Origin of the sequence: Archangium sp., assembly GCF_045802675.1 — a bacterium.
GTDB lineage: Bacteria > Myxococcota > Myxococcia > Myxococcales > Myxococcaceae > Archangium.
In genome coordinates this window covers 16,480-42,210 of sequence record NZ_JBJMQO010000078.1, presented here as the reverse complement: position 1 = coordinate 42,210, position 25,731 = coordinate 16,480, and the positions used below count along the sequence as shown (strand labels likewise).

Annotated in this window: 23 protein-coding genes; 10 read left to right on the top strand and 13 right to left on the bottom strand. The window is 70.6% G+C overall.

Going from position 1 to position 25,731, the window contains the following annotated elements:
• Positions 1–84 precede the first annotated feature (84 nt).
• The 3 genes from ACJ8AN_RS22360 to ACJ8AN_RS22350 all read left to right on the top strand — a co-directional run bounded on the left by ACJ8AN_RS22360 (position 85) and on the right by ACJ8AN_RS22350 (position 2,768).
• Positions 85–561: an ABA4-like family protein gene (locus ACJ8AN_RS22360; protein WP_407757458.1), complete on the top strand. Its 477-nt coding sequence runs from the start codon at positions 85–87 to the stop codon at positions 559–561.
• Positions 561–1,544, top strand: coding sequence for a hypothetical protein (locus ACJ8AN_RS22355; RefSeq protein WP_407757457.1), 984 nt, complete (start codon positions 561–563; stop codon positions 1,542–1,544). The genes ACJ8AN_RS22360 and ACJ8AN_RS22355 overlap by 1 nt, the downstream gene beginning before the upstream one ends.
• Positions 1,545–1,715: 171 nt before the next feature.
• The gene (locus tag ACJ8AN_RS22350) at positions 1,716–2,768 is read left to right on the top strand and encodes a chemotaxis protein CheB (RefSeq protein WP_407757456.1); all 1,053 of its coding nucleotides are present in this window, start codon (positions 1,716–1,718) and stop codon (positions 2,766–2,768) included.
• 55 nt (positions 2,769–2,823) lie between these two features.
• On the opposite strand, the gene ACJ8AN_RS22345 is transcribed toward ACJ8AN_RS22350, so the two are convergent.
• Positions 2,824–4,416: a hypothetical protein gene (locus ACJ8AN_RS22345; protein WP_407757455.1), complete on the bottom strand. Its 1,593-nt coding sequence runs from the start codon at positions 4,414–4,416 to the stop codon at positions 2,824–2,826.
• Positions 4,417–4,618: 202 nt separating this feature from the next.
• On the opposite strand from ACJ8AN_RS22345, the gene ACJ8AN_RS22340 reads away from it, so the two are divergent.
• Complete coding sequence (locus ACJ8AN_RS22340) at positions 4,619–5,317, top strand: class I SAM-dependent methyltransferase (RefSeq protein ID WP_407757454.1); 699 nt, start codon at positions 4,619–4,621, stop codon at positions 5,315–5,317.
• On the opposite strand, the gene ACJ8AN_RS22335 is transcribed toward ACJ8AN_RS22340, so the two are convergent.
• From ACJ8AN_RS22335 to ACJ8AN_RS22315, 5 genes are all read right to left on the bottom strand, one after another.
• The gene (locus tag ACJ8AN_RS22335) at positions 5,318–7,183 is read right to left on the bottom strand and encodes a hypothetical protein (RefSeq protein ID WP_407757453.1); all 1,866 of its coding nucleotides are present in this window, start codon (positions 7,181–7,183) and stop codon (positions 5,318–5,320) included.
• 88 nt (positions 7,184–7,271) lie between these two features.
• On the bottom strand, positions 7,272–7,964 hold the full coding sequence (locus tag ACJ8AN_RS22330; protein ID WP_407757452.1) for a response regulator transcription factor: 693 nt from the start codon (positions 7,962–7,964) through the stop codon (positions 7,272–7,274).
• The gene (locus ACJ8AN_RS22325; RefSeq protein WP_407757451.1) at positions 7,961–9,484 is read right to left on the bottom strand and encodes a sensor histidine kinase; all 1,524 of its coding nucleotides are present in this window, start codon (positions 9,482–9,484) and stop codon (positions 7,961–7,963) included. Before ACJ8AN_RS22325 ends, ACJ8AN_RS22330 begins: the two co-directional genes overlap by 4 nt.
• 124 nt (positions 9,485–9,608) lie before the next feature.
• Positions 9,609–9,872, bottom strand: coding sequence for a hypothetical protein (locus tag ACJ8AN_RS22320; protein WP_407757450.1), 264 nt, complete (start codon positions 9,870–9,872; stop codon positions 9,609–9,611).
• 142 nt (positions 9,873–10,014) lie between these two features.
• A complete protein-coding gene (locus ACJ8AN_RS22315) occupies positions 10,015–10,602 on the bottom strand; it encodes a hypothetical protein (protein ID WP_407757449.1) in 588 nt (195 codons plus the stop codon).
• 190 nt (positions 10,603–10,792) lie between these two features.
• Here ACJ8AN_RS22315 and ACJ8AN_RS22310 point away from each other — a divergent pair, with 190 nt between their 5' ends.
• Complete coding sequence (locus ACJ8AN_RS22310; protein ID WP_407757448.1) at positions 10,793–11,794, top strand: NAD(P)H-dependent glycerol-3-phosphate dehydrogenase; 1,002 nt, start codon at positions 10,793–10,795, stop codon at positions 11,792–11,794.
• 25 nt (positions 11,795–11,819) lie between these two features.
• On the opposite strand, the gene ACJ8AN_RS22305 is transcribed toward ACJ8AN_RS22310, so the two are convergent.
• On the bottom strand, positions 11,820–12,248 hold the full coding sequence (locus tag ACJ8AN_RS22305) for a hypothetical protein (RefSeq protein WP_407757447.1): 429 nt from the start codon (positions 12,246–12,248) through the stop codon (positions 11,820–11,822).
• 61 nt (positions 12,249–12,309) lie between these two features.
• Positions 12,310–14,055, bottom strand: a complete 1,746-nt coding sequence (hflX, locus tag ACJ8AN_RS22300) for a GTPase HflX (protein ID WP_407757446.1) — start codon at positions 14,053–14,055, stop codon at positions 12,310–12,312.
• A 175-nt stretch (positions 14,056–14,230) separates the two neighbouring features.
• Between hflX and proB the strand changes: the two genes are divergently transcribed.
• Positions 14,231–15,358, top strand: a complete 1,128-nt coding sequence (gene proB / locus ACJ8AN_RS22295; RefSeq protein WP_407757445.1) for a glutamate 5-kinase — start codon at positions 14,231–14,233, stop codon at positions 15,356–15,358.
• Between the two features lie 21 nt (positions 15,359–15,379).
• Here the strand turns inward: proB and ACJ8AN_RS22290 are convergent, their stop codons facing one another.
• A complete protein-coding gene (locus ACJ8AN_RS22290) occupies positions 15,380–15,853 on the bottom strand; it encodes a hypothetical protein (RefSeq protein WP_407757444.1) in 474 nt (157 codons plus the stop codon).
• 336 nt (positions 15,854–16,189) lie between these two features.
• Between ACJ8AN_RS22290 and ACJ8AN_RS22285 the strand changes: the two genes are divergently transcribed.
• From ACJ8AN_RS22285 to ACJ8AN_RS22270, 4 genes are all read left to right on the top strand, one after another.
• Complete coding sequence (locus ACJ8AN_RS22285; RefSeq protein WP_407757443.1) at positions 16,190–17,209, top strand: helix-turn-helix transcriptional regulator; 1,020 nt, start codon at positions 16,190–16,192, stop codon at positions 17,207–17,209.
• Entirely contained in the window at positions 17,206–18,129 is a 924-nt protein-coding gene (locus tag ACJ8AN_RS22280) for a helix-turn-helix transcriptional regulator (RefSeq protein WP_407757442.1), read from the top strand. The genes ACJ8AN_RS22285 and ACJ8AN_RS22280 overlap by 4 nt, the downstream gene beginning before the upstream one ends.
• 8 nt (positions 18,130–18,137) lie before the next feature.
• Positions 18,138–19,772, top strand: a complete 1,635-nt coding sequence (locus ACJ8AN_RS22275) for an FHA domain-containing protein (RefSeq protein WP_407757441.1) — start codon at positions 18,138–18,140, stop codon at positions 19,770–19,772.
• 61 nt (positions 19,773–19,833) lie between these two features.
• Positions 19,834–21,099: a phospholipase D-like domain-containing protein gene (locus ACJ8AN_RS22270; RefSeq protein ID WP_407757440.1), complete on the top strand. Its 1,266-nt coding sequence runs from the start codon at positions 19,834–19,836 to the stop codon at positions 21,097–21,099.
• A gap of 28 nt (positions 21,100–21,127) precedes the next feature.
• On the opposite strand, the gene ACJ8AN_RS22265 is transcribed toward ACJ8AN_RS22270, so the two are convergent.
• From ACJ8AN_RS22265 to ACJ8AN_RS22250, 4 genes are all read right to left on the bottom strand, one after another.
• Positions 21,128–22,180, bottom strand: coding sequence for a M48 family metalloprotease (locus tag ACJ8AN_RS22265; protein ID WP_407757439.1), 1,053 nt, complete (start codon positions 22,178–22,180; stop codon positions 21,128–21,130).
• Complete coding sequence (locus ACJ8AN_RS22260; RefSeq protein ID WP_407757438.1) at positions 22,180–22,746, bottom strand: SH3 domain-containing protein; 567 nt, start codon at positions 22,744–22,746, stop codon at positions 22,180–22,182. Before ACJ8AN_RS22260 ends, ACJ8AN_RS22265 begins: the two co-directional genes overlap by 1 nt.
• A gap of 2 nt (positions 22,747–22,748) precedes the next feature.
• Entirely contained in the window at positions 22,749–25,142 is a 2,394-nt protein-coding gene (locus tag ACJ8AN_RS22255; RefSeq protein WP_407757437.1) for a CHASE2 domain-containing protein, read from the bottom strand.
• A 122-nt stretch (positions 25,143–25,264) separates the two neighbouring features.
• Positions 25,265–25,702, bottom strand: coding sequence for a hypothetical protein (locus ACJ8AN_RS22250; RefSeq protein WP_407757436.1), 438 nt, complete (start codon positions 25,700–25,702; stop codon positions 25,265–25,267).
• Between the last annotated feature and the right edge of the window lie 29 nt (positions 25,703–25,731).

Genomic DNA, 25,731 nt, shown 5'->3' with positions numbered 1-25,731 from the left:
TCCCTCCCCGCTGGCCATGTTGACAGTGGATACATACAATGTTTACATAGGTCACATCGAAGCGGTCGAACCGCTGGAGGGCCCATGGATGGCGAGCTGCTGCTGAGAATCCTGAACGTCCCGGTGCTGCTGGGCTGGGGGGCGATGGTGCTGGCGCCCCGGGCGCGCGTCACGCGCTGGGTGCTGGAGAGCGACGTCCTCCCGCTGGCGATCGGCGTCCTCTACGTGTCGCTCGTGGCGCCGCACCTGCCGGGGCTGCTCGGCCAGTTCGACACGCTGGAGCACATCGGCGCCGCGCTCCAGCGCCCCGGCATGCTGCTGGCGGGGTGGATCCACTACCTCGCCTTCGACTTCCTGGTGGGCCGGGTGGTGCTCGCGGATTCCCAACGCCGGGGCATCCCCCACCTGCTCGTCGCGCCCTGCCTCGTGCTGACCTTCATGCTCGGCCCCACCGGCTATCTCGCCTACGCGCTCGTCCGTCTCGCCACCCGCCGCTTCCTGCCGCCCGTCGCTCCGCTGTCCCCGCCGGCCGCCCCTCTCGTCACCGAAGGAGTCCGCTGATGTCCGCTCCCGCCTCCGTCCCGTCCGCGCGCTCCCTCTGGAACCGCGCCTGGTCCATCTCTCCGCTGCTCACCCTCGCCACGGCCGCCATGGCCCTGGGCGCCGTGTGCACCACGCTCGGGCTCTTCCTGGATGCGCGGCACCTGATGGGCGAGCCCCTCTGGCTCAAGCCGACGAAGTTCTTCCTGTCGCTCGCCGCGTACAACGCCTCGCTGCTGTACTTCTTCTCCTTCCTCTCCGAGCGGCCGCGGCTCGTGCGGGTGACGGGCAACATCCTCGCCGTGGCCAGCGCCATCGAGATGGTGGCCATCACGCTCCAGGCGGCGCGCGGGGTGCGCAGTCACTTCAACGTGGGCTCGCCCCTCGACGCCGCCATCTTCAGCGTCATGGGCATCACCATCACGGTGCTGTGGGGGACGATGATCCTGCTGGCGGTGGTGCTGTTGCGCTCGCGGCTGGAGGATCGCCCGCTCGCGGCGGCGCTGCGCCTCGGCTTCATCGCGGCGGTGATGGGCATGGGGCTCGGGTACTTCATGACGAACCCGAGGCCCACGCAGCTCGAGTCCCTGCGGACCCGGCAGGGGGTGCTCGAGTCGGGCTCGCACACGTTCGGCGCGCCGGATGGTGGCCCCGGGCTGCCCCTGGTTGGCTGGAGCACCGTGGCCGGTGACATGCGGCCGGCGCACTTCCTCGGGCTGCACGCCATGCAGGTGCTCCCCCTGCTCGCGGCGCTGCTCGCGCGCCGGCGGCACCTCTCCGAGACGCGGCGCCTGGCCCTCGTCCGCGCCTCGGGTGTCGCCTATGTCGGGGGGATGGGGGTGCTCGCCGTCCAGGCACTCCGAGGCGTGTCCATCGTCCACTGGGACGCCGTGGGGCTCTCGGCCCTGGCGCTGGTGGCCCTGGCGAGCCTCGCCACGGCCGCGCTCCACGCGGGGAGCAAGCCAGGGCCCGCTCTGGAGAAGCGTCCCTCCTTGGGGGCGTAGGCGCCGCCGCCACCTGGTCGGTCCTCCCACGCACCCAGGTGGGCCGGACGTGGGGCCCGTCGAGGGCACGTCACGAGCGTCTGCGAGCGGGCGGCCGAGGCCTTGCCCTGTCTGGTGTCGTTGGTCGACGGCGTGTCCAGGCTTGAAGTGCCTTCAATCGGGTGGCGCTGCATGGCACGACGCGACACGCATGACCTCATCGTTATCGGTGCCTCCATGGGAGGAGTGGAAGCCCTCAAGAGCCTCGTGGCCCGGTTCCCCGCGGATCTGCCCGCGGCCGTCTGCGTGGTCCTCCACCTGCCCGCTGGACATCGCAGCAGGCTGCCGGAGATCCTCTCCCGCTCCGGCCCCGTGCCGGCCGCTCACCCGAAGGATGGCGAGTCGCTGCGGCCCGGCTGTATCTACGTCGCTCCCAGTGACAGGCACCTGCTGGTGGAACCTGGGCGCGTGCGAGTGGTGAAGGGCCCTCTCGAGAACAACCACCGCCCGGCGGTGGACCCCCTCTTCCGCTCGGCGGCGCTCGCATACGGGCCGCGCGTGGTCGGGGTCGTGCTCACGGGGGCGCTCAACTGTGGCACGTCGGGGTTGATGGCCATCAAGTCCCAGGGCGGCGTGGCGGTCGTGCAGGATCCGGCGGACGCCTACTGTGCGGACATGCCACGCAGCGCGCTGGAGTATGTGGCCACGGACTACTGCATGCCCCTGGAGGAGCTCGGAAGCCTGCTCGACCGGTTGGCCAGGACGCCCATCGACACCTCGAGGAAGCCGCGACCCTCGCGGGCGCTGGAACAGGAGGTAGGGAGCCAGCTCTCGGACCCGAACGCCATCAACAAGGCACCCGAGGACGCCACCCCCTCGCACTTCTCCTGCCCGGACTGCGGGGGAGTCCTCTTCGAGCTGAACGAGGAGGGACTGTTGCGCTTCCGTTGCCGCGTCGGCCATGACTACACGGCGGAGGCGCTTGGAGCCGGACAGCAGTCCTCGGTGGACTCGGCGTTGTGGGCCGCGGTGCGCGCGCTGGAGGAGCGGGCGGCGCTGGCCCGGCGCATGGTCGCCAGGGCGCGCGAGCACAAGCAAGCGATCTCGCTGACGCGCTTCGAGGCTCAGGCCCGGGAGGCCGAACAGCAAGCCCTTCTCATCCGGCAGGTGGCGGTGGGCACCCGCTCCTTGCCGGCGGCGCCTCCTGAGAAGGACCCGGGGGGCCCCGAGGAGCCGTCGAAATGACCCGGGGGTTCCCCTCCGCGGGAACGAAGGGGAACCCGGGCTTCACACGGCGTCCTCAGTTCCCGGTGTAGATGCCGAGGGCCCCGGGCACGTGGGTGTCGTCGTTGCCGTAGAAGCCGACGAGGATGCGGCGCCCGCCGTTGGAGCGGTCCACCTGGATGTCACGGACGCGGCTGCCGCACAGGCGGTTGCCGAAGTCATTGCAGCCGTAGGTGATGACGCTGCCGTCCTTCACGCGGAAGACGAGGCCGAGCCAGTAGGCGCCGGTCCACACGCTGCCGTCGGCGGGGTCCACGGCGAGGCCGGCCAGGTGCTTGTCGGGCAGGCCGAGGTAGTGGACGTCACCGCCCTCGGCGTTCATCCGCGCGAGGCCCTGGCTGAAGGAGCTGACCCAGACGGTGTCGTCACCGGACACGGCCATGCCGGAGACGTTGTCGTCCACGCGGTCCGAGGGCCGGGGCATGTTGGGCTCGCCGACCTTGTCGGGCCAGATGTCGAAGCGGTTCCACGGATAGGGCTTGTCCTCGGTCATGCTCTGGGCGCGCCAGTAGTTGTTGCCATTGCTGCCGTAGCGGAAGCGGGTGGCGCGGTTGGCGCCGCCGACGAAGACATCGCCGCTCGAGTGGACGGCCATGCCGTAGTAGGCGTCGGTGAGGAGGATGGAGTTGCCGTCGGCGCCCAGGGCGTTGATGTGCGGGTGCACGTGCTCGAGCACCCCGGCGCACGAGAGCTGACCGTTGCAGGTGTTGTTGCCGGTGAAGCGCGCGTCGCCGCGGGCGAAGCCGTGGTTGCCGCCGAACCAGACGCTCTGGGTGTTCTTGTCGTAGGCGATGCGCAGGATGTTGCAGAGCTTCTCGCGGCCGCGCTGCTCGTCGCGCACCACGGTGGGGCCCGAGAAGATGTCGTAGTGGACCACCTGCAGGGTGTCATCCGCGCGCAGCGTCACCTTGTCCGCGTCGCCGCTCTTGTAGCGCGAGGGATCCGGCGCGATGCCGTCATGGCGATCCCAGTTGCTCTCGCAGTGGTCGGAGCCCTTGCCCGGCTTGCCCTCGTAGCCCACGAAGACGGTGCCCGCGGGGCCACCGGCCACGGAGATGACCTTGAGGTACTTCTCGCCCGGCGCATCGCTGCCATCGGGCATGTAGCCGTAGGGGTGCAGGCCGTCGGCCAGGGTGAAGCGCTGGAGCGTGGTGGCGCCCGGCTTGAGCAGGAAGAGGCCGTCCTCGCCACCGGCCACCCAGACGTTGCCGCCCTCGTCCGCCGTCACGCCGTAGACGCGCCGGGGCCCTCCGTGCTGGGTGCCGAAGAACTGCCAGCCCGAGGTGGTGGAGAACTCGATGGCCTGCTCCACCTGCTGCGAGCCGCCGCCGTCGTCACCCGAGCCGCCGTCATTGCCCGTGCCGCCGTCATGAGGCGTGCCGCCGTCATTGCCCGAGCCGCCGTCATTGCCCGAGCCGCCGTCATTGCCCGTGCCGCCGTCATGAGGCGTGCCGCCGTCATTCCCCGTGCCCGCGTCGGGACTCGGGGTGCCGACGTCATTGCCCGCCCGGCGGTTGCCGTCCCCCGAGGCGTCATCGTTCACTTCACTGCAGCCCGCCCACACCGCGCCCGCCACGACGAGCGCCGCCCACCGCCATCCGGCCTTCATGTCCCTGCCCACCCGTTGTGAGGAACCCGGGTGCCCACGTGGCACCCCCCGCGTTGACTCCTCGCAAGGCGGGTGCCAGCCCGCACCCTCTCGGAGACGGGCCCTTGCGTCGGCTCCCGGACAGGGCATGGGTACACCGGTGCCCAGGAGCGGCAGGGTGCTGACCCCGTTGGGCCTCCATCCGTGCTACGCCGGAAGCTCCATGGCCGGAAACGACGTCCGCGGCCGCACGCCGCTCTCCCTCGTCGGGCAGGAGCCCGACCTTCTCTTCTATACCCGCCGGGCGACCGAGCAGGGCGGCGCCGTGCTGGTGTTGGGCGCGGCCAATGGGCGCGTGGTGTGGGCGCTGGCCGAGGCCGGCGTGACGGTGCTCGGCGTGGACCCCTCGGAGCGGATGGTGCAGGCGGCCGAGGAGCTGCGGGCCTCGGAGCCGCCCGAGGTATCCGCCCGCGTACGGTTGATGCACGCCGACCCGCGCGCGCTGCGCCTGGCCGAGCGCTTCCCCGTGGTGTTCGCTCCTCAAAACGCGCTGGGGATGATGGGCTCGCACGAGGACCTCGAGGCCTTCCTGGCCACGGTGCGCCACCACCTGGAGCCCGGAGGCACCTTCGCCTACGACGTGCTCAACCCACCGGCGGAGCCCACCTCGCGGGACGAGGATGCCGAGCCCGGTGCCGCGCTCGAGCCGCGCCGGCCGCTCTTCGCCTTCCACCTGCGCGAGCGGAGGCAGCCTGGAGCGCCGCTCGGCATCCGGCGCCTGCGGCTGAGGCCCTTCAACACCGAGGAACTGGACGAGGCGATGAAGGCCTGTGGGCTCACGCCCCGCGAGCGGTACGGGTGGTTCGACGGCAAGCCCTTCGACGCCGAGGACGAGCGGCACATCGGCGTGGTGGAGGGGTAGTCAGAAGCGGAGCGCGGCGCCCGCGGAGAAGGCGGGGGCGGAGAGGATCTGGCCGCGCGCGGGCTCGCGGAGGGCGTCGAGCTGGCCGCGGGCGAAGAGGCGCAGGGAGCGCGTCACGTCCACCTGCGCCTCGGCCCAGGCCCCGAGGTCCGACGGGGCCGAGAACCCATAGCCGCGGCTCCACCCGAGGCTGACGCCCGCGCTCCCGCCCAGGACGAGCCCGAGCCGCAGGGGCTCTCCGAGGAGCAGCTCCGCGCCCGTCTCCGCGAGCACGGAGGCGGCGTGCACCCCGTGGAAGGTGTCGGGGCTGGAGAGGTGGAAGGCGGCCTTGTAGCCGACGGCGTCCAGCGCCACGGAGGCGAAGACGCCCAGCCGCCGCCGCTCGCCGAAGTGCGTGCCCTTGCGCACCTGGGCTCCGGCGAGGGAGAGCTCGACGCCCAGCTTCCGGTCCATCCGGGTGAAGCGCGTGAAGCGCATGGGGGCGAGGGCCACGCCCACGGCGAGCGTGTCGCCGGTGTCCACGTCGTTCAGCTCGAAGCGCCGCTCCACCGCGGTGAAGTGCAGGTCGGCGTAGGGGAGCGCGGCGCTGGAGAGCGCGAGCCTTCCATCGAGCGAGGCCCAGAGCAGGTACTCCGGAGTCCGCACGGCGTCCCACGCATCTTCCGGCACCACGGTCCGCTGGAGCACGAAGCGCGTCTGGAGCAGGCCATTCCAGTCCGCGCCCGCGCCGCCGAATCCGCCCGCGCCGAGCTCGAAGCGGGGCCGGAGGAGGGCCTCGTCGAAGCGCGGTGTCTCGTAGTGGGGCGGGGGCCCGAGGTCCGCCTCCGTGGCGCTTCGCGGTGCCTCCGCGCCGCCGATGCCGGTGCCGGACTCCGGTGGGCTCCGGCCGCAGGCGGCCCAGAGGGAGAAGTCCTCCTGGCGCGGGGCCAGGCCGAGGGAGCTCAACTCCCGGACGTAGCGGGCGTTGAAGTCATCGGGCTCGCGAGAGGAGTGGGCGCACTGCTGGGAGTGCTCGCGGAACACCTCGGTGTCGAGCCGCGGGCAGTAGTCCCGCCGCAGGTTGGCCTGGACCTCGCTCCAGCGCTTGGGGGTGAAGGCGGAGTTGTTGCAGCTCTCGTCGAGCCGGCGAGAGAGGTACTCGCGCCAGTCGAAGGGACGCTGGAGCCGCCAGCCCCCGGCTGTTTTCACGAGGCGGGGTTGCTCGCCCTCGCACAGGCTCCGGTAGAAGCGGAAGCCCTGGTAGTTGGCCTCGAGGTCTCCGAAGGAGAACACCCCCGTGGCCCCCAGGCCGAGCGAGCCGTACTCCGTCCCCACGCCGTAGCGCACCACCTGCTCGAGCGCCTCGTGTTCGGGGACGCCCGCCTGGCGCAGGGCGCGGAAGCGCTTGTGGTACTTCCATCCCGTCTGGAAGAAGTGGGAGAGCTTGTCGGCGCCCATGTGGATGCCGTCGACGTTGAAGGTGGGCCGCACGCCGAAGGTGAGGCCCCAGTCCCAGAAGCGCGAGTTGCGGTAGAGGGAGGACTCGCGCAGGAAGCCCTCGTACTCGGCGTGGTGCGGCGAGCGGTCGATGCGCGGGGTGTTCTCCGCCCAGAGCTCGATTTTGTGGAGCCCCGCGATGCGGAAGCGCTGGTAGACGCGTTGGGAGACGTCCTGGCAGGAGGTGTGCTCCCAGTCGCCGCGGTTCACCAGCTCCAGGGCGCCGAGGACGTCGCGGTTGATCTTCTCGTTGAGAACGCCGAGCGAGTCCCGCAGGGGCTTGTCGATGGCGAAGTACTGGTCGGTCTCGGTCGCATGGGCCGTCCCGGAGACGGAGACCCACACGGCCAGAACGCCGAGCCATGTCCAGGGATGACGCGCGGAACCCACCCCCTCCTCATAAGGAGCCTGGGGGCGGGAGCCATCTGGGGAAGCGGCGGCTCTGTCCGGCAGCGGACGCGGGAGGGGCGGGGAAGGCTCAGCGATCGAAGCGGTAGCCGAGCCCGCGCACGGTGAGGAAGTGCCGGGGCTCCTCGGGGTCGGGCTCGAGCTTGAGGCGCAGCTGGCGCATGAAGTTGTCCACGGTGCGGGCGCTGCCCTCGTAGTCATAGCCCCAGGCGGCGCTCAGCAGCTCCTCGCGGCTGAAGGTGCGCCCCGGGTGCGCGAGGAAGTGGGCGAGCAGCTTGAACTCCTGGGCGGTGAGCTCCACGGGCTTGTCTCCGCGGGTGACCGTCTTGGCGGTGAGGTCCACCTGCACGTCGCCGAAGCCCACGGGAGGAGGGGCGCCCGAGGTGGGGTAGCGCCGGCGCAGCACGGCCTTGATGCGCGCGAGCAGCTCCTGCAGGCCGAAGGGCTTCACCACGTAGTCATCGGCGCCGAGGTTGAGGCCGAGAATCTTGTCCGGCTCGGAGCCCTTGGCGCTGAGGACGACGATGGGGGTGTCGCGGCCGCGCTGGCGCAGCTCCTTGACGACCTCGTAGCCGTTGAGCTCGGGGAGCATGAGGTCGAGCACCACGAGGTCCGGGGACTCGTCGAGCGCGCGGGCCAGGCCCGTGCGGCCGTCCTGGGCCTGGAGGACCTCGTAGCCCTCGAACTTCAGGTTCATGGACAGGCCGGTGAGGATGGCCAGGTCGTCCTCGACGACGAGGATGCGTGTGGGCTTGTCGCTCATGGCTTGCCCGCCGGGAGCTGGATGGTGAAGCGGCTGCCCTTGCCCAGCTCGCTCTTGAGGGTGATGCGGCCGCCGTGGGCCTCGACAATGCGCTTGGCGATGGCCAGTCCCAACCCACTGCCCTCCGTCTTGCGGGTGAGGAGGTTATCCACCCGGTAGAAGCGCTCGAAGATGCGTTTGCGGTCTCCCGGCGCGATGCCCATGCCGTGGTCCTCCACGGAGAGGTCCACCCATTTTCGATCAGCCCGGACGGTGAGCGCGATGCGTTTGTCCTCCCGGCTGTACTTGTAGGCATTTTGCAACAGGTTGAGCAGGGCGCCGGCGATGGCGTCCCGGTCCACGTCCACGGGGGGAAGGCCCTCGGGCAGGTCGATGGACAGTTGCATATCGCCCTCGAGGCGCTGGGCGCGGAAGGCGGACACGGCGGTGTCGACGATGGCGGGGACGGGGAGGGTCTCGCGGTGGTAGTGCTTGCGGCCGCTCTCGATGCGCGACCAGTCGAGCACCCGGTCGATGAGGGTGCTCAGGCGCTCGGTCTCCTGGGTGAGCATGCGCAGCACTTCCTGCGTCTGGGCGGGATCCTTCACGCGGCCCAGGGCGAGCGTCTCGATGAACATGCGGATGGAGGTGACGGGGGTGCGCAGCTCATGGCTGACGAGCGAGACGAAGTCCGTCTTCATGCGCGAGAGGCGGGCCTCGCGGTAGAGGACGCGGCCGGTGTAGACGACGCCGAAGGTGAGGGTGACGTAGAAGAGGCCGAGCAGCACCACGTACACGACGCGGTTGCGGGTGGAGGCGCGGGCGATGGGGTCCTCGCCGGTGGGCACCACGCCGAGGCGGAAGTCCTGCAGGGGGATGGGCAGCACCAATTCGGCGAGCACGCGGGGCCCGAGCGCGTTGGCGCGGGCCTGGGCGACCTCGGACACGAGCTTGCCCATGAGGCCCTCGCCCACGGGCTCCTGGCGGGCGAGCAGGGCGAAGCGCACGGGCTCGCTGGAGGAGACCCAGCGCTCGGCGCGCTCGTCGAGCAGCACCTCCACGGCGTCCTGGGAGAGGCGCACGCCGTGGACGGCGTCGCCGTGGCGCTCGGCGGCGAGGAGGGCGGCATGTCCGCCGACCATGAGGGAGAAGATGGAGGTGCCGGGAGGGAAGTCGGCGGCGGAGGACTGCACGGCGTGCAGGGCGGCGGCGAGCTCGGGGTCGGTGGAGTTGACCTGCTGGCCCTCGAGGCGGAAGGAGACCTTGGTGGAGAGCGGGCGCCCGTTGGGAGCCACGAGGCGGGGCTGGCCGTCCAGGAGCTCGAAGTGGGCGGAGCGCAGGGCGGAGGGCAGGTCCTCGGCGAGCGACTCGAGGGTGCCCTGCCAGGTGGCCTCGAGGCGTTTCTCCACGGCGGCGCGCTCGTTGATGATGGCGACCACGCCGAAGCCGGACAGCCCGGCCGAGGGGAGGACGACCAGGACGATGAGCAGCGCGAAGGTGCGCCGGAAGCTGAGGATGACGGAGGGCTGGGAGCTTGGCACGGCCCCTCTCCTTTACCTCTCCGGCCCGCCGGGTGCTCGCGCCGAGCGACAGGCTGCTCTCAGGGGGTGGGGGCCGGACGGTCGTAGTCGACTACGAGTGATGTGGTTTTCTGCCGCACACCACTCATGGTCGACTACGAGTGACGCTGGGGGAGCGCGGCTTCTTCACTGAGGACTCCCTTGTCAGCTCCTCGAAGGAGGGAATGGGGGGCGCTGGAATCAAGAACCACGTCTCACTGCGCTGACGCACAACGAGATAGGGCTTGCCCGTGACGTCCACGCGAGCACCGAAGCGGGGCTCCGGTTGTCCGGCGAGCCACTTGAGCGCCGCGCCCATGTTGTCGAACGAGGCAACGGTGCGCGAGAGCCGCTTCAATGCGTTGTCCATGTCCTGGAGGTAATCCACACGACGGGGTGAGGACCCACACGCCAACAAAGCCAATCAACGCGTACTGTCTTTGTCAGCAGCCCAGAGCCTGAAGCCAGACATGTGTATCTCCTGTGTGCTGGCGTTGTTGAGCTTCGAGCCCTCAGCGCAGGCCGGCGTCGGGAGCCGGGCCGGCGTCCGGCGTGGTGGAGCCGCCGATGGCCGGAGGCGTGCCGGCCTGCATGAGGCGCTCGGGGGTGATGGCGAAGAGCGTCATGCGGGCGATGTCGAGCGCGCGCTCCCGGTCCTTGCCCAGCCACGTGACGACAATCCCGCACGGCGTGTCGTCGTCCCAGGCGGACACCTGGAGCATGCCGGGCACGGGCTCGCGGCGGGCGGCGGCCTTGCCGAGCGCGGGCACCTCCACGCCTCCGGCGCGCAGGGCGGGGGAGAGCAGTCCCCGCACGTCCTCGCCCTCGAAGCGCTTGCGGCAGTCATAGGAGATGGAGACGGTGACGTCCTTCTGCTCGGCCGAGCGGAAGGTGCACATCGGCCCGCACGTGGGGCACGGCCGCTCCTCCGTCAGGCGGAAGCCCGGCAGCGAGTCGCGCACCTCGGCGGAGACGAGCGCCTCGCAGGTGAGGGAGCCCGGTGGGGGCAGCGTGCCCGCGTCCGTCGTCCCCGCGTCGCGCGAGCGGCACGCGCCGAGCGCCAGTGCCAGCACCACTGCCGCGCCCCTACCTGCCCTCATCCCGGACTCCCTCCTGTGCGGACTCCCGCGAAGCGGCGGAATGTAGACCGGTCCGGGCCCCCGGTGGCCACGAGGAAGTGCGGCCTGACTGCTGCCCGACGCTGCGCCGCCCGCCTGCTGGGAAACCTCGTCCCCGGGTAGGGTGTGGTCTAAGCTGCGCCACCCCTCGTCCCCCCGGGAGATTCGCTCCATGCGCGCCAGTGTCATCGGCTCCGGCTCCTTCGGTACCGCCCTCGCCAACGTGCTCGCCGTTAATTGCGAGCAGGTGGGTCTGTGGGGCCGGGATGCCGCGCTCGTCGACGCCATCAACACCCGCCACGAGAACGCCGGCTACCTGCCGGGCATCCCCATCTCCTCGCGCGTGCGGGCCACCACCAGCCTCCAGGAGGCGCTGGAGGGCTCGGAGATGGTGGTGCTGGCCGCGCCCAGCCATGCCACGCGCCAGGTGGTGGCCCAGGCGCTGCCCCACCTGCCCCGGCACGTGCCCGTCATCACCGTGGCCAAGGGAATCGAAAACGAGACGCTCCTCACCATGACGGAGCTGCTCGAGGACTGTCTGCCCGAGCAGTTCCACCCCTACATCGCGGTGCTCTCCGGCCCCAGCTTCGCCAAGGAGCTGGCCCAGCGCATGCCCACCGTCGTCACCATCGCCTCGCACTGGGAGAAGGTGGCCGTGCGCTGCCAGAAGGCGCTGCAGACGGAGACGTTCCGCTCCTACACCTCGCAGGACGTGATGGGGGTGCAGTATGGCGGCGCGCTCAAGAACGTCATCGCCATCGCGGCGGGCATCGCGGACGGGCTGGGCATGGGCAACAACGCCCGCGCGGCCATCATCACCCGGGGCCTCGCGGAGATTACGCGCCTGGCGGTGCGCAAGGGCGGCAACCCGCTCACGCTCTCGGGCCTGTCGGGCATGGGGGACCTGGTGCTCACCTGCACCGGCGAGCTCAGCCGCAACCGGCATGTGGGCATGGAGCTGGGCCGGGGCCGCTCGCTCCAGGACATCCTGGGCGACATGAAGCAGGTGGCCGAGGGCGTGAAGACGGCGAAGAGCGCGCGGGACCTGTCGCGCAAGGTGGGGGTGGAGCTGCCCATCTGCGATCAGGTCTACGCCATCGCCTACGAGGGCAAGAGTGCCCGCGCCGCGGTGGTGGAGCTGATGACGCGCCAGCCCAAGTCCGAGCTGATGTGAGGGGGAGGCGGGAGGGGCGCCGGGCTCAGTACGAGCGGCCGCCCACGCCCTTCACGCGCCACACGGTCTGGCGCTGGGTGGTGACGTGCGAGAGGAGCACGCCATCCTGCTGCATCTGGTCCAACAGCCGCACCAGCTTGGTGCGATCCAGGCCCGTGGCGGACGCCAGGTCCGGCGTCTCCAGGCCCGCGGGGTAGCGGCGCAGCTCGTCGACGATGAGCTTCTTGAACTCGGCCTTCACGGCCCCATCCATGTCGTGGGCCTTGGAGGCCTGGATGATGGCGAGCGCCACCAGCCCGAGCACCATCAGGGCCAGGGCGGGGTAGACGATGTGGCTGTTGCGCTCGAGCAGCTCGAAGTAGTTGGCGTCCACCGACGAGGTGGGCCGGTCGGGGTCCGAACCGAAGATGGAGAGCGCGAGCAGCGGGGACAGGAGGACGGGGGCGAGCGGCATGGACACGGCACCGGGACTGTAGAGTGCCCGGTGCCCGCCCGCAACCCCGGCAACCCGGGGGCTACGCCACCCCGAGGTTGTGCGTGGCTTCCTGCTCGTCGAGCCCGTCCGAGGCGTCCTCGTTGGCGGGCGCGAGCTCGTGGGGGACTTCATCGGCGATCAGGCCGAGCTCGCGCGAGGCCCCCTCGGCGAAGAGGGTGGTGTCCGCCTTGGCGAGCAGGGCGGAGAGGCCCTCTCGGCTGGCGGCGCTGATGGCCACACCGCCGCGGGTGCGCAGCAGCGAGCCCACCTCTTCCTGGGTGAGGAGGTCCGCCTTGTTCCACACCATGAGGCGGGGCTTCTGCATCAGCTCGAGCGACTCGAGGATGTTCTCCACGGCCTCCACCTGCTCGTCGCGGGACGGGTCGCCCGCGTCCACCACGTGCAGGAGGAGGTCCGCGTCGTAGAGCTCCTCGAGCGTGGCGCGGAAGGCGGCCACCAGGTCCTTGGGCAGGTCGCGGATGAAACCCACCGTGTCGGTGATGATGACCTCGCGCTCCTGGGGGAAGCGCAGCCGGCGGCTGGTGGGATCCAGGGTGGCGAACAGCTTGTTCTCCGCGAGCACCTCGGAGCCGGTGATGGCGTTGAGGAGCGTGGACTTGCCCGCGTTGGTGTAGCCCACGATGGAGATGACGGGCAGGTCGCGGCGGTTGCGCTGCGCCCGGCGGACATTGCGCTCGCGGGAGAGCGCGTCGATGCGCTTCTCCAGGTGGTTGATGCGATCGCGCGCGCGGCGGCGGTCGATTTCGAGCTTCGTCTCACCGGGACCACGCCCGCCGATGCCACCGGCCAGACGGCTGAGCGAGGTGTCGCTCTGGACGAGCCGGGGCAGGCGGTACTTGAGCTGGGCGAGCTCGACCTGGAGCTTGCCCTCGGCGCTCTGCGCCCGCTGGGCGAAGATGTCGAGGATGAGCTGGGTGCGGTCGATGACCTTGAGGCTGGTGGCCTCGCTGATGTGGCGGCCCTGAGAGGGCGTGAGGTCCTTGTCGAAGATGAGGACGTCGGCCATGGCCTGCATGGAGCGCAGGTTGAGGTCCTCGAGCTTGCCGCGGCCGATGAGGTAGCGCGGGTCGGCCTCGCGGCGCATCTGCAGCACGCTGTCGATGACCTCGACGCCGGCGGTGCGCGCGAGCTCCTTGAGCTCGGCGAGGCTGGCCTCGGCGTGGGCGCGGTTGCCGTCGAGGCACAGGGCCACGAGGATGGCCTTGTCGCGGCCCGACACGGTGCGCGCGGCGGCCTTGCGGTTGAGCTCCTCCTCCAGGGCCTCGAGCGTGTCGAGCATGTCGGGCTGCTCGTCATGGACGTTGGGCAGGGTGGAGACGCGCCAGAAGTCACCGGTGCCGTTCTCGGGCACGAGGTGGGCGTAGTGCATCACTCCGGGCAGGCCGCTGGAGCTCACGCCCACGGCGACGACCATGTCCAGGCGCAGCAGCGCGAGGTCCGTCAGGTCGTCCTTGGTGAGCGGCTCGCTCTTGAGGTGCGTGTGCACCAGGCGCAGGCCACGCAGACGCACCTGACCGGCGCGAGCGCGGCCGATGTCCGGCAGCTCCAGCTTGTGGGCGTTGCCGACGACGACGTACTCGATTTCGCCCTTGCGGTTGAGCAGGACGCCGACCTGGCGGTTGGTTTCCCTCGACAGCTCGGTGAGGTGGCGGGCGAGCTCCGGGGAGACGATTTCATGTGGCGAGACGCGGCGGCGGTACGTGTTGCGCAGCCGGCTCTGCTCGCTTGCCTTGAGTCCCAGCGTGTTGCCGTAGATTTCCTTCAAAAGTGTCCTTCTCCCGCGCGGGTGGAAGGGCGTCCGCGCTCCGCCGTCGGCCCTTTCCTCTTCACTAACAAGGAGGATAGGTGCCTTCGGGCCCGGATTCATCTCCGGGTTTCCCAAATGGCCGACCTCGTACAACACGCACCCGCCGCGAGTCCTTCCGGCGTACCCTTTGTCCGTGACTCTTTCCGGACGAGACGCGGTGCGCGCCGCTCGGCGCGTGGTGGTGAAGATTGGGACCAACGCCCTCACCAACGCCACGGGACGCTTCAACCGGGCCCACTTCGAGGCGCTGGGAGAGGACCTCCTCTGGGCGGCCCAGGACCGGGAATTGGTGGTGGTGTCGAGCGGGGCCATCGCGCTCGGCGTCGAGCGGCTGGGGCTGCACGCGCGTCCCAAGGACATTCCCGGCAAGCAGGCCTGTGCGGCGGTGGGCCAGAGCCGCCTCATGCAGGCGTACGAGGAGGCCTTCGGCAAGGCGGACCGGCGCGTGGCCCAGGTGCTCCTCACCCATGGCGACGTGCAGGACCGCCGCCGCTACCTCAATGTGAAGCACGCGCTGGAGCGCCTCATCGAGTCCAACGTGGTGCCCATCATCAACGAGAACGACACCGTCTCGGTGGACGAGCTCAAGTTCGGTGACAACGACACCCTGGCCGCGCTGGTGGCCGGCGTGGTGGAGGCCGATGCGCTCATCGTCCTCTCCGACGTGGAGGGCCTCTTCACGGCGGACCCCCGGAAGGACCCGGACGCCCGGCTGCTCCCCGAGGTGGCCGCTGTCACGCCCGAGCTGCTCGCCCTGGCCGGGGGCTCCGGCTCGCAGGTGGGCACGGGCGGCATGTCCACGAAGATTCGCGCCGCGGCCCGCGTCACCGAGCTCGGCATCCGCTGCCTCATCACCTCGGGCGCCGTGCCCGGCCGCCTGCGCTCCGTGCTGTCGGGTGAAGCCGTGGGGACCCTCTTCGAGAGCGCGGGTACCCGGCGCAGCGCGCGCACGGCGTGGATCGCCCATGCGCTCAAGCCCAAGGGCCGGCTCCTCGTGGACGCGGGGGCTCGCGACGCCATCGTGGTGGGCAAGCGCAGCCTGCTGCCCTCGGGCATCGGCTCGGTGGAGGGGGAGTTCGGCCGGGGAGATCCGGTGGACCTCGTGGACGAGCAGGGGCAGGTGTTCGCCCGCGGGCTCAGCTCCTACGACGATGGGGAGCTGCGGCGCATCGCGGGGCTCAAGAGCACCGACATCGAGTCCGTGCTCGGCTACCGCTACCTCGACGAGGCCGTGCACCGCGACGACCTGGCCGTCCTCTAGAAAGAGGCGAAGGGGCGCGGCTCAGATGGGACGGCCGGAGCCGCGCTCGTCCGGATCCGCCGCCAGGTCCATCAGCGCCTTGAACTCGGGCGAGTCCACCTTCATCAGGAGGAGGGACACCTCGAGGTCGCCGGGCCAGCGGCCGAGCTGCACCTTGCGCTCCTGGCCGTGCAGCAGCGCCAGCTCCGAGTGTCCCTTGATCTCCGGCAGCACCAGGTCGAGCTCCAGGCGGAACGACTCGCCCTCGGCCTTGGGGGTGAGCACGAGCCGGTAGTCCGGCGTGCTCGCGCCCGGCTTGCGACGCTCGGCGCGCACCGTGCGGCCCGTCTCGCCCAGCAGCTTGGGCTGCGCCACCAGCCGCCCCTCGCGCCGCACCTCCAGCGCGAAGTACAGCGGCTCGGCCTGCGCCTCGCGGGGCAGCAGCCCCGCCACGGCCGACAGACCCACCAGCACCAGCCCGAGCCAAGCCTTCTTGATGAGGGTGGAGCGCATCATGATGGGTCCTCTTTCGCGAGCGTATACGCCCGGCCGCCAGGGCGATTGCCAGACGAGCTCACCCCGGCCGAGCGCGCACGTCGTCGATCCTCAGGAATATCCCAACCCGCCCCCTTTCGCGAGCCCACTTCGGGCGATCGCCTGCTCGCCAACCCGCAGGTCGGTTCCGCTCACCCATGGACACACCTGCTCGTGCGTTCAGCAAAAAGCTGTTCAGGGGCCTGTTCGCCGGGTAGATCCACTGATCGCACGAATCGTGAGCGGGCATCCGCCTGTTGTCACGGTCCGCTGCCTTGACCCGACCTGACGCTTTTGCGCATTGTCGAAGACCTTCCGATGGACCGGACCGAACGCCTCCTCGATCTCGTTGCCCTGTTCCTGGACGCTCGGGAACCCATCTCCTGGGCGGAACTGCGCGAGCACTTCCCCCAGGACTACATGGGCATTTCCGACGACGCCGCCGAACGCAAGTTCGAGCGTGACAAGGCGGAGCTGCTGGAACTGGGCTTCCCGCTCACCTACATCCAGGGAGACGACGAGCGGAAGGACGGCTACGTCGTCGACCGCGATGCCTACTACCTGCCCGAGGTGGACCTCACCAAGGAGGAGCTGGCCGTGCTCTACGCCGCCGGCTCCGCTGCGCTGACGTCCGGGGCCTTCCCGGGCCGCGACGACCTGTCGCACGCGCTGCGCAAGATTGGCTTCTTCGCCGGCAACGCGCTGCCCACCCCGCGCGTGCGCATGGAACTGGGCACCGAGCAGAACGGCCCGCAGCTCGCCCAGCACCTGGAGCAGCTCTGGGAGGCGTGCGCTTCGCACAAGTGGGTGCAGATGTCCTATGCCTCGCCCAAGCGCGCGGAGCTCACCGACCGCAAGGTGGACCCGTACGGGCTCGCGCTGCGCCGCGGCATCTGGACGCTGGTGGGCTTCTGCCACCTGCGCCAGGAGGTGCGCACCTTCCACGTGCACCGCATCCGCTCGCTCAAGGTGAACACCGCCCGGCCGCGCTCGGCGGACTTCGAGGTGCCCGACACCTTCACCGCCGACGACCATGTGGCCAGCTACCCCTGGCAGCACCGCTTCCACGAGCGCATGGACGTGCGCCTGCGTCTCACCGGCGAGCTGATGGGCCGTGGGCCCGCGCTCTTCCCGGGCGCCCGCGTGGCCCCGGCCGAGGACGGCGAGGGCATGCTCGTGGAGCTGCCGGTGACGTTCCTGGATGGCCTGCTGCGCTTCTGCATGCAGCTGGGGCCCGACTGCCGCGTGGAGTCCCCCGAGGACGCCCGTGGACGGGTGAAGGAGATGGCCACGCGCATCCTCGAGAAGCACGCGGAGCGTGACGAGGTGGCGGCATGAGCGTCCACGAGCGTCTGCGCCGTCTGCTGTTCCTCGTGCCCTTCGTCTCCTCGCGCCCCGGCATCACCGTGGAGGAGCTGGCACGGGCCCTCAACGTCAGCCGGGAGCACCTGCTGGAGGACCTGGACCTGCTCACCTGCGTGGGCCGGCCCCCCTTCAACCCGGACGACTACATCGACATCTACGTCGAGAACGACCGCGTCTACGTGGACCTCGACCAGCGCCTGTCCGCGCCCCCGCGCCTCACGGTGGGCGAGGCCTCGGCCCTGGCCGCCTCGGCGGAGCTGTTGCGTCCGGCCGCGGGCGATGCCCTGCGCAGCGCGGTGGAGAAGCTCGAGCGCGTGCTGCCTCCGGGCACCGGCGAGCGCTTCCGGGAGATGTACCGGAAGATCGACGCCGCGCTGGAGGCGCCCCAGGCGCTGGGCCCGCTCACCCGGGCCATCCACGAGCGGCGCGAGGTGACGTTCGCCTACGTCACCCCGGGCCGTGGGGGCGCCGAGTCGCGTCGCGTCCGGCCCCACGAGCTGCTCAGCCACCGCGGCCAGTGGTACCTCCAAGCTTGGGACCTCAACCGTCAGGACGCCCGGCTCTTCCGGGTGGACCGGATGGAGGACCTGGCCGTCACCGACACCCCCTTCCAGCCCCGGGAGGAGGCCCGCGCCCAGGTGCCCAACCCGGCCCGGACCAACGCGGCCGTCCGGGTGCGCTTCTCCAAGCTGGTGGCGCCCTATGTCCGGGAGCGCTTCGGCGAGGACGCCCGCCTGCTCGCGGACGGAGGCGTCGAGGTGCGGGTGGCGGGCGACAACGAGCGCTGGTTGACGCAGTGGGTGCTATCGTTCGGCGGCGAGGCCGAGGTGCTCGAGCCCGCCACGGCCCGCGCGGCCGTGGCCCGCGCGGCGAAGGCCGTGCTAGGAGTCTGAGGATTTTCATGAGCTTCCAGCTGACGATCGCCGAGGGCAAGGAGGCGGGGAAGGAGTTCCTCTTCGAGCAGGACTCCGTCCTCATCGGCCGCGTCACCGAGTGTGACGTCGTCCTGTACGACGCGGGCATCTCCCGCCGCCACTGCCGCATCTTCTCCGAGGGCGGCCAGTACTTCGTCGAGGACCTCGGCAGCGCCAACGGCACCCAGGTCAATGGCAATGCGCTGACGGAGAAGCAGGCGCTGTCGGGCGGAGAGCAGCTGGCGCTCGGCCCGGTGGTGTTCGTCTTCAAGCCGGTGGCGGCCTCGGCCCTGTCGGAGGAGCCATCCACGGACGCCGGGGCCGAGGGCACCGACAGCACGCGCATCGTCTCCGTGGACCAGGTGGCTCGCCAGCGCGCCGGCCGCAACAAGGGCGAGGCCCTGGCCCCCGAGGGCGCCAGCGAGAAGCAGCTCGAGGAGGTGCGGCGCAGCGCCACCACCGCCATCCCGGCCCAGCGCCCCACCCGAGCCGGTGCCTCGTCCGCCGCGACGCCGGGCGCCGCCCCCGCCCGCCCGCCCCCTCGCGCCAACGCACCGGCCGCCGCCCTGGCGCGCGCTCCGGACTCGGCGCCCGCCGCTCCGCCCCGCCGTCCCGCTCCCGGCTCCAACGCCGTGGCGCGTGCCGCTCCGGCGGCCGCGGGCGGTGGAGGCCTGTCCGCCGCGGAGCGCGCCCGCATCCGGCGCGAGTCCCCGGGCCTGGTGGCCAACCTCAAGCTCTTCTGGCTCGATGCGGGCCCCGCCGTGCGCGGTGCCATCGTCGGCGCGGGCGTGCTGGCCGCGCTCGGCCTCGTGGTCGTGGTGTACTGGCTGGTGCTCGGCAGCGAGGCCAAGGTGGCGCGCGGCCCCGAGCCCGTCACCCTCAGCGGCAGGCCCATCGACGACTCCTTCGGTTATGGCGATGGGGTGCAGTGGGAGCGCTCGGATCAGAAGATGTTCGAGTGGGAGGTCGCCGCCGCCACCCGCGTCCTCGGCCTGCTGCACTACCAGGCGCAGGGCATCTCCGACGGCGAGGTGGTGGTGACGGTCAACGGCGTGGACGTGGGCAAGGTGCCCGCGGACACCATGGCCAGCCAGGACCGCGTCCTCGAGCTGATGGTTCCCGCGCAGATGCTCAAGAAGGGCGAGGTCAACCGCATCGTCTTCGACAACACGAAGAATCCTCCCGGCGAGGACCCGTGGCGCATCTGGAACATCTGGATGGAGAAGGTGCTGCTGCCGGAGATTCCGCCCGAGCAGCTGATTGAAGAGGCGCGCAAGGCGTATATGCGCGGCCGCAAGAACCTGGAGAACGCGGAGGTGGGCGCACGCAACCGCTACGAGGCGTGGAAGTCCTTCCGCGAGGCGTGGTTGCTGCTGGAGGCCCACCCCGAGCCCAAGCCGGACCTCTACTTCGAGGCGCGAGAGCGCGTGAAGGACACGCAGAAGGAGCTGGACCGCGTGTGCTCCAAGCTGATGTTGGAGGTGGAGGGCTACGTCAACCAGAGCAACTGGCAGGCGGCCTCGGCCACGCTGGACCACGCCCGCGAGTACTTCCCCGACGACTACGACCAGCAGTGCGCCCGCATGGTGGAGATCAAGCGCGAGAGCCTCGGAGGAGGGTAGCCGTTCCGTCGGGCGGCTGACGCTTGCCAGAACGCCCGGCCGTTCCCACCCTTGCCCCACCATGCGAGAGCAGGAGGTGGGGAGCAGCACGGACGTCCAGGTGGAGACCGGGGAGTCACCCGAGCAGGCGACAGGTTGCCTGCCTGCTCATGCGCCGGTGTGGAGCCCCCAGGTCTCCCCCAGGCTGCTCGCCCGGTACTACCTGCCGCGCTCGCACTCGGTGCTCCGGGGCAATGGCTGTCAGCTGCTGCGCGACGGGGTGGAGGCCTACCCGGCCATGTTGTCGGCCATCCGGGGGGCGCGCCGCTACATCCACCTCGAGACGTACATGTTCATCTCCGACGCGGTGGGGGAGCTGTTCGGAGAGGCGCTGGCGGAGGCGGCCGAGCGCGGCGTGCACGTGAAGGTGCTCTATGACGCGTTGGGCTCGTGGACGAGCCGGCGCGACTTCTTCGAGGGCCTGCGCGCGCGGGGCGTGGACATCCGCCCCTTCAAGCCCTTTTCCAGCTTCGGGCGGGGGCTGCGCCACCTGCTGCGGCGCGACCATCGGAAGATATTGGCGGTGGACGGGGAGGTGGCCTTCATCGGTGGGGTGAACATCTCCGCCCACTGGGCGCCCGAGGGCGAGGGCGGGGCCTGCTGGCGCGACGACGTGCTGCGGGTGGAAGGCCCGGCGGTGCACGAGCTGGAGCGCCGCTTCGTGGCCACCTGGCGCATGGCCTTCCAGGACCGGTTCCGCTCCTGGCGGGAGGCGCACCGGATTCGCAGGCAGGCCCGGTCGCAGAAGAAGGGCGAGGTGAGCCTCGCGGTGCTCTCCAGCCGCCGAAGCATCCACGGTGCGTACCTGCACGCCATCTCCCGGGCGAAGCGCAGCGTGCTGGTGGCGGCCGCCTACTTCATCCCGGACCGGAGGATGGTGGCCGCGCTGCGCGAGGCGGCCCAGCGCGGGGTGGAGGTGAGCCTGCTGCTCAACTCGAAGGGGGACCACCCGTGGCTGGTGCACGCCACGCGCGCCTTCTACGAGAAGCTGCTCACCGCGGGCGTCCGCATCTTCGAGTGGGAGCGCTGCGTGCTGCACGCGAAGACGGCCGTGGTGGACGGGGTGTGGGGCACCATCGGCTCGTTCAACCTCGAGCGCCTCTCGCTGCTCTTCAACCACGAGGTGAACGCCGTCTTCGCGGACCCGCGGCTGGGGCGCCTGCTGGAGGAGTCCTTCCGCGGCGACTGCCAGAGCTGCCGCGAGGTGGACCTGGCGCAGTTCCGCCGCCGCCCCCTCTGGCAGAAGCTGCTCGAGCGCGTGCTGTACGCCTTCCGCAAGGTGCTCTGAGGAAGTCCGGGCCCCTGCCGCCCTTCGCTCAGTTCGTGGGCGCGGCGACGCCCGTGCGGCCTGTCTGGAGCGCATCGCGCAGGGGGACGGCCTTCGTCTGAGACAGGTCCACCGGGGTGGTGAAGTCCGTCTCCGGGGCCTGTCCGCTCCACTTCGCCAGCTGCTTGCGCAGCCGCTCCTGACGCTTGTCCTTGCGCGGATGCTCGGTGGAGAGCCCCTTGTCCGGCAGCTTCGAGAGGAAGGTCACGTACTCCTCGGGCGCGTAGCCGGCGGACGCCATCAGCTCCACGGCGTCGGCGTCGGCGGCGTACTCGTCCGCCTCGCCAAAGCCCTTCTCGGTGAGACGGGCGACGAAGCCATGGGTGATGGCCTGGATGGCCTGCGCGCTCAGCTTGTCGAAGTTGAAGTCCACCTGGTGGGCGAGCTGGTTGAAGAGGTTGCGCAGCTCGCCGGGGGGGAGCGCCTGCGAGGGTCCCAGCACCGCGTTGCCGAACGTCTTCGCCGAGGTCACCACGGCCTGGGTCCGCTCGGCGCGCACCGTGTCCTCGCACTGGTCCACGAGGTAGGCCTGGTACTCGTGCAGCGCGTGCTTGCCGGTGATGTGCGCTATCTCATGTGCCAGCACGCCCGCGAGCTGGGCCTCGTTGTCCAGGCGCGCGAGCAGTCCCTCGGACACGAAGACGTAGCCGCCCGGCCCGCTCACCGCGTTGATGCCCTCGGACTGGAGCACCCCGAAGGTCCAGGGCAGCTCCGGCCGGCTGGACTGGGCCGCGAGGTTCCTTCCAATCTTGTTGAGCTGCACGTGCAGCGCGCGGGCGTCCGGACGGTGCGTGAGCCCACCGCCCTGGCTCACCCAGTTGACGCTCACCGCGCCGCCGAAAGCGGACTCCTCCTCGAAGGAGATGGCGCGGGCCTTCATGGCATCGCAGTCCTTCTGCAACGCGTCCATGCGCTTGCTGGCCTCCGCCTGCTCCCTGGCGATCTGCCCCACCGGGCCGCCGAGCTGTTGGAGGGCGGCGCAGCCCGGAAGGCCACCCAGCCCCAGGCCCACCACGAGGGCCGTCAACCCGCGCCGGTTCATCACTTGTCTCCCTTCTTCGCCGGACGCTTCGCCACCTCGGGCCGGCCCACCACCTCGGGCAGGCCGCCCGCGCGGGCGTACTCGGCCACCTGGGCCGTGTCGATGGAGGCGGCGAGCTCCTCGAGCTTGATGAGCTGTCCGACGCTCTCGGGGCGGCTCAGCGACTTGCCGTACTCGATGGCCCCGGGCCCCAACGCCTTGACGGCCGCACCCGAGGAGGCGAACGCCTCGGGCGACAGCGGCTTGCCCGGGTTCTTGCTGGTGACCTCCAGCGACGGCGGCGAGACGGCGAGGTTGGCCTGGTAGACGAAGCCCTCGACGGAGCCCTTCTTGTCCGCGGGCACCGTCACTTTGCACCAGGGCGTGGTGCCTTCGCGGCCGTTGTACGTCACCTGCTTGCCGGGCTGCAGCACCACGAGCGTGTTCGCGGTGGGACTGCTCGAGGCCTTCACGTGGGTGTTCTTCGCCTTGACGTACAGCGTGCCCCCGGGCGGCACGGCCAGGGCCAGGCCCGGGGTGGCCAAGCAGGCCAGGAGCAGCAGCGCGGGAAGTCTCTCGAGGCTCACGGTCACTTCTCCAGGCTCGCCACCCCGTCGAAGGGGAGGGCTGGGGGATTCAACGCATAACGCCTGCACCGCGCAAGGAGCGCTTGGCTGGGGCCATCCTCCGCGTCCGCCGCGAGCGCCCCTTCCAGCACGCGGGCGGCCTCCTCGAAGCGCGTCTCCCGGTAGAGCGCGAGGGCCTGGTGGTAGCGCTCCACCGTGGCGCGCCTGCCCGCGGGGAGCTCTCCAGCGCGCGCCAGCAGCTCGTACACCGTCACCGCCTCTTCCTTGCCCGCCACCTTCACCCGGTCCAGCTCCCGCGCTTCGATGTGCTCGCGCGCCAGTTCGTAGGTGCGCGGGCCGATCATGATGACCGAGCCGTACGCCTTGTTGGCACCCTCCAGCCGGGAGGCGAGGTTCATCCCGTCCCCGATGGCGGTGTAGTCGAGCAGGTGCTCGCTGCCGAAGTTGCCCACGAACATCTCCGCGGAGTTGAGGCCGATGCGGGTGTAGACGTCCGGCAGGCCCTCCTTCTGGAGCTCGGCGCGCAGGGCCTGCACTTCCGCCTGGACGGCGAGCGCGGCGTGACAGGCGCGCACCGCGTGGTCCTTCATGTCCAGCGGCGCTCCGAAGAGGCACACCACGGCGTCGCCGATGTACTTGTCCAGGCAGGCCCCGTGCGCCATCAGCACCGAGCTGACCCGGGTGAGGTAGCGGTTGAGCAGGGCCACCAGGGCTTTCGGGTCGTCCTTGAAGCGCTCGCTGAAGGAGGAGAAGCCGCGGATGTCGGAGAAGAAGGCGGTGATTTCGCGCGTCTCGCCCTCCAGCGAGGGCAGCTTCTGTTGCTCCACGAGCTGGTCCACCAGCGTCTTGTCCAGGAAGCGGTTGAAGGCCAGACGCAGCCGCTCGCGCTCGCGGTTGGCGAACATGTGGTTGAAGGCCACCGCCGATAGCGTGGCGAGCTCCCCCGCGTAGACGGGCATGGCGTTCAGCACGTGCACGCGGCCGTGCTCGAGGAACACGCCGGTGACGAGGAAGAAGCCGAAGAAGAGCAGCAGCGGCCAGGCGAGCTCCAGCAGCGGCGTGCGCACCAGCGTGATGAGCGCCGCGGAGAAGAGCGCCACCCCGAAGGTGAGCAGCAGCGACACCCAGAAGGGCGCCCCGGTGATGAAGCCGCCGGACAGGAGCGCCTCGAGCACCACCGCGTGCTTGACGAGTCCGGGTGCCTCGCTCTGGAAGGGCGTGGGCTTCACGTCACTGGTGCCCACCGAGAGCCCGCCCACCAGCACCACCTTGCCGCGGAAGGTACCCTCGGGGATGACCGGCACGTAGGGCGTGCCCTTCGTCCGGTGCTCCTCCCGGCGTGCCCAGTCCTCCAGCACCGCGTAGACGCTCAGCGCTTGGAAGCGGTCCTTCCACGCGCCGCCGAAGTCCAGCTCGGCGCTGCCGTCCGGGTTGATGGGCAGCTCGCGCGGGCCCACCTTCAACCGCCCCGGCGTCAGCTCGACGCGCTCGGCGCCGAGGAGATCCGCCGCCGCCGCCAGGGACAGGGTGGCGTAGGCGTTGGCCCCGTCCGAGTACACGAAGCGGGTGCGGCGCAGGCGCCCATCCGCGTCCTCCTCCTGCACCACGAGCCCGAAGCCCGGCACGGTGCGCACCAGGCCGGGCAGGGGCCGCACCGGATGGCGCATGAGCCGGGAGCCCCCGTTGCTCGACGGCTGCTCCAGCGAGGGTAGGGACAGGCCCGGGTGGTGCACGGGGAAGGCGAGCGCCCGCGCCACCTCCTCGGGCTTCAGCGGGGGAGGGCCCTCCGTCTCGACGAAGTCGTCCCCGGCGGGGCTCGCGGCGGGAACGGCCTCGACGAAGTCCTCCGCCGCCGCGGTGGCGGGGTGGACGCCCGGCGCGGGCGTGGGGCGGAGGGGGAAGCGGTTGACCGGTTCCACCTGGGGCAGGACGGGCTGGCCCGCGTTGATGCTGAAGCCGAGCGTGAGGGGGATGCCGCGCTCCTCGAGCACCTGTGCCAGGGCGAGGTCGTTGCTCTCATCGGTGCCGCGCTCGTCCATCACACCGTCGAAGACGATGGCCCGGGCGCCCTCGTCCACGAGGTGCTCGAAGACGCGCGCCCAGAGGTTGCGCGAGTAGGGATAGACGCCGTAGTTGCGGACGTACTGCTCGTTGTCCCGGATGCCCTGCAGCATGGTGTCGTCGATGCCGACGATGACCACGTCCCGGGAGCGGGCGTGGTGCGCGGTGAAGAAGGTGAGGCCCTGGTCATACGCGCCGAGCTCGGCGTCGCTCATGCGCAGCAGGTCGTACTTCTGGCAGAGCGCCGCGCCCGCGGTGGCGAGCACCGCCGCCAGGAGGATGAACTTCCAGCTATTGCGCAGCCGCAGGGCGTGGACGCGGAGGAAGGGCTTCACGGGCGGACTCGCTTGAGACGGTGCGTCATCGAATCCGCATGTTACGTGAGTGGCCTCCCTACGGGGCGGGGGCGTCCTTGATGGGCTCCCATGGGGCAGATGGAGAGGGTGTTGCCGTGGCTTCAGCGGGGCGGCGGCCACTCGTCAATCCAGGGGAAGGCGTGCTGGAAGGGAGTGAGCCGCGCGAAGTATTCCGGAGACCCTTGGGGCGGGCAGGTGAGCACCGCTTCGATGAAGGCGTCTGGCGGGCGGTAGCCGTGGGCGGTGATGTAGTGGACGACGAGCTCCGGGGCGACGAACAGATAGCGCTCCGAGGGAATCCACACGTTCCCGGACGCTCCCACTCCGCCTCCCCGGGTCTCCGGGCAGAACTGACAGAAATGAGGCCCCGCCGCGACGACGGGGGCCCATGCCGTCTTCACATGCCGCCGGAGTGCCTCCACGAAGGCCGGCTCCACCGTCCCCGGCGTGTACGGGTGTGCGATGTCGAGCCATCCCACGGCGCGCACCTCCCGGCCCTCGCCCACCTGGCACTGCTCGCCCATATCCGGAAAATACACGGCGTCTCCTCGTCTCTTCGTCGCCCCTT

What these genes read in the sequence shown, in the direction of transcription:
- ACJ8AN_RS22360 (WP_407757458.1), top strand. Translation starts at nt 85, where the DNA reads ATGGATGGCGAGCTGCTGCTGAGAATCCTGAACGTCCCGGTGCTGCTG.
- ACJ8AN_RS22355 (WP_407757457.1), top strand. Translation starts at nt 561, where the DNA reads ATGTCCGCTCCCGCCTCCGTCCCGTCCGCGCGCTCCCTCTGGAACCGC.
- ACJ8AN_RS22350 (WP_407757456.1), top strand. Translation starts at nt 1,716, where the DNA reads ATGGCACGACGCGACACGCATGACCTCATCGTTATCGGTGCCTCCATG.
- ACJ8AN_RS22345 (WP_407757455.1), bottom strand. Translation starts at nt 4,416, where the DNA reads ATGAAGGCCGGATGGCGGTGGGCGGCGCTCGTCGTGGCGGGCGCGGTG.
- ACJ8AN_RS22340 (WP_407757454.1), top strand. Translation starts at nt 4,619, where the DNA reads ATGGCCGGAAACGACGTCCGCGGCCGCACGCCGCTCTCCCTCGTCGGG.
- ACJ8AN_RS22330 (WP_407757452.1), bottom strand. Translation starts at nt 7,964, where the DNA reads ATGAGCGACAAGCCCACACGCATCCTCGTCGTCGAGGACGACCTGGCC.
- ACJ8AN_RS22320 (WP_407757450.1), bottom strand. Translation starts at nt 9,872, where the DNA reads ATGGACAACGCATTGAAGCGGCTCTCGCGCACCGTTGCCTCGTTCGAC.
- ACJ8AN_RS22315 (WP_407757449.1), bottom strand. Translation starts at nt 10,602, where the DNA reads ATGAGGGCAGGTAGGGGCGCGGCAGTGGTGCTGGCACTGGCGCTCGGC.
- ACJ8AN_RS22310 (WP_407757448.1), top strand. Translation starts at nt 10,793, where the DNA reads ATGCGCGCCAGTGTCATCGGCTCCGGCTCCTTCGGTACCGCCCTCGCC.
- ACJ8AN_RS22305 (WP_407757447.1), bottom strand. Translation starts at nt 12,248, where the DNA reads ATGCCGCTCGCCCCCGTCCTCCTGTCCCCGCTGCTCGCGCTCTCCATC.
- ACJ8AN_RS22290 (WP_407757444.1), bottom strand. Translation starts at nt 15,853, where the DNA reads ATGATGCGCTCCACCCTCATCAAGAAGGCTTGGCTCGGGCTGGTGCTG.
- ACJ8AN_RS22285 (WP_407757443.1), top strand. Translation starts at nt 16,190, where the DNA reads ATGGACCGGACCGAACGCCTCCTCGATCTCGTTGCCCTGTTCCTGGAC.
- ACJ8AN_RS22280 (WP_407757442.1), top strand. Translation starts at nt 17,206, where the DNA reads ATGAGCGTCCACGAGCGTCTGCGCCGTCTGCTGTTCCTCGTGCCCTTC.
- ACJ8AN_RS22275 (WP_407757441.1), top strand. Translation starts at nt 18,138, where the DNA reads ATGAGCTTCCAGCTGACGATCGCCGAGGGCAAGGAGGCGGGGAAGGAG.
- ACJ8AN_RS22270 (WP_407757440.1), top strand. Translation starts at nt 19,834, where the DNA reads ATGCGAGAGCAGGAGGTGGGGAGCAGCACGGACGTCCAGGTGGAGACC.
- ACJ8AN_RS22265 (WP_407757439.1), bottom strand. Translation starts at nt 22,180, where the DNA reads ATGAACCGGCGCGGGTTGACGGCCCTCGTGGTGGGCCTGGGGCTGGGT.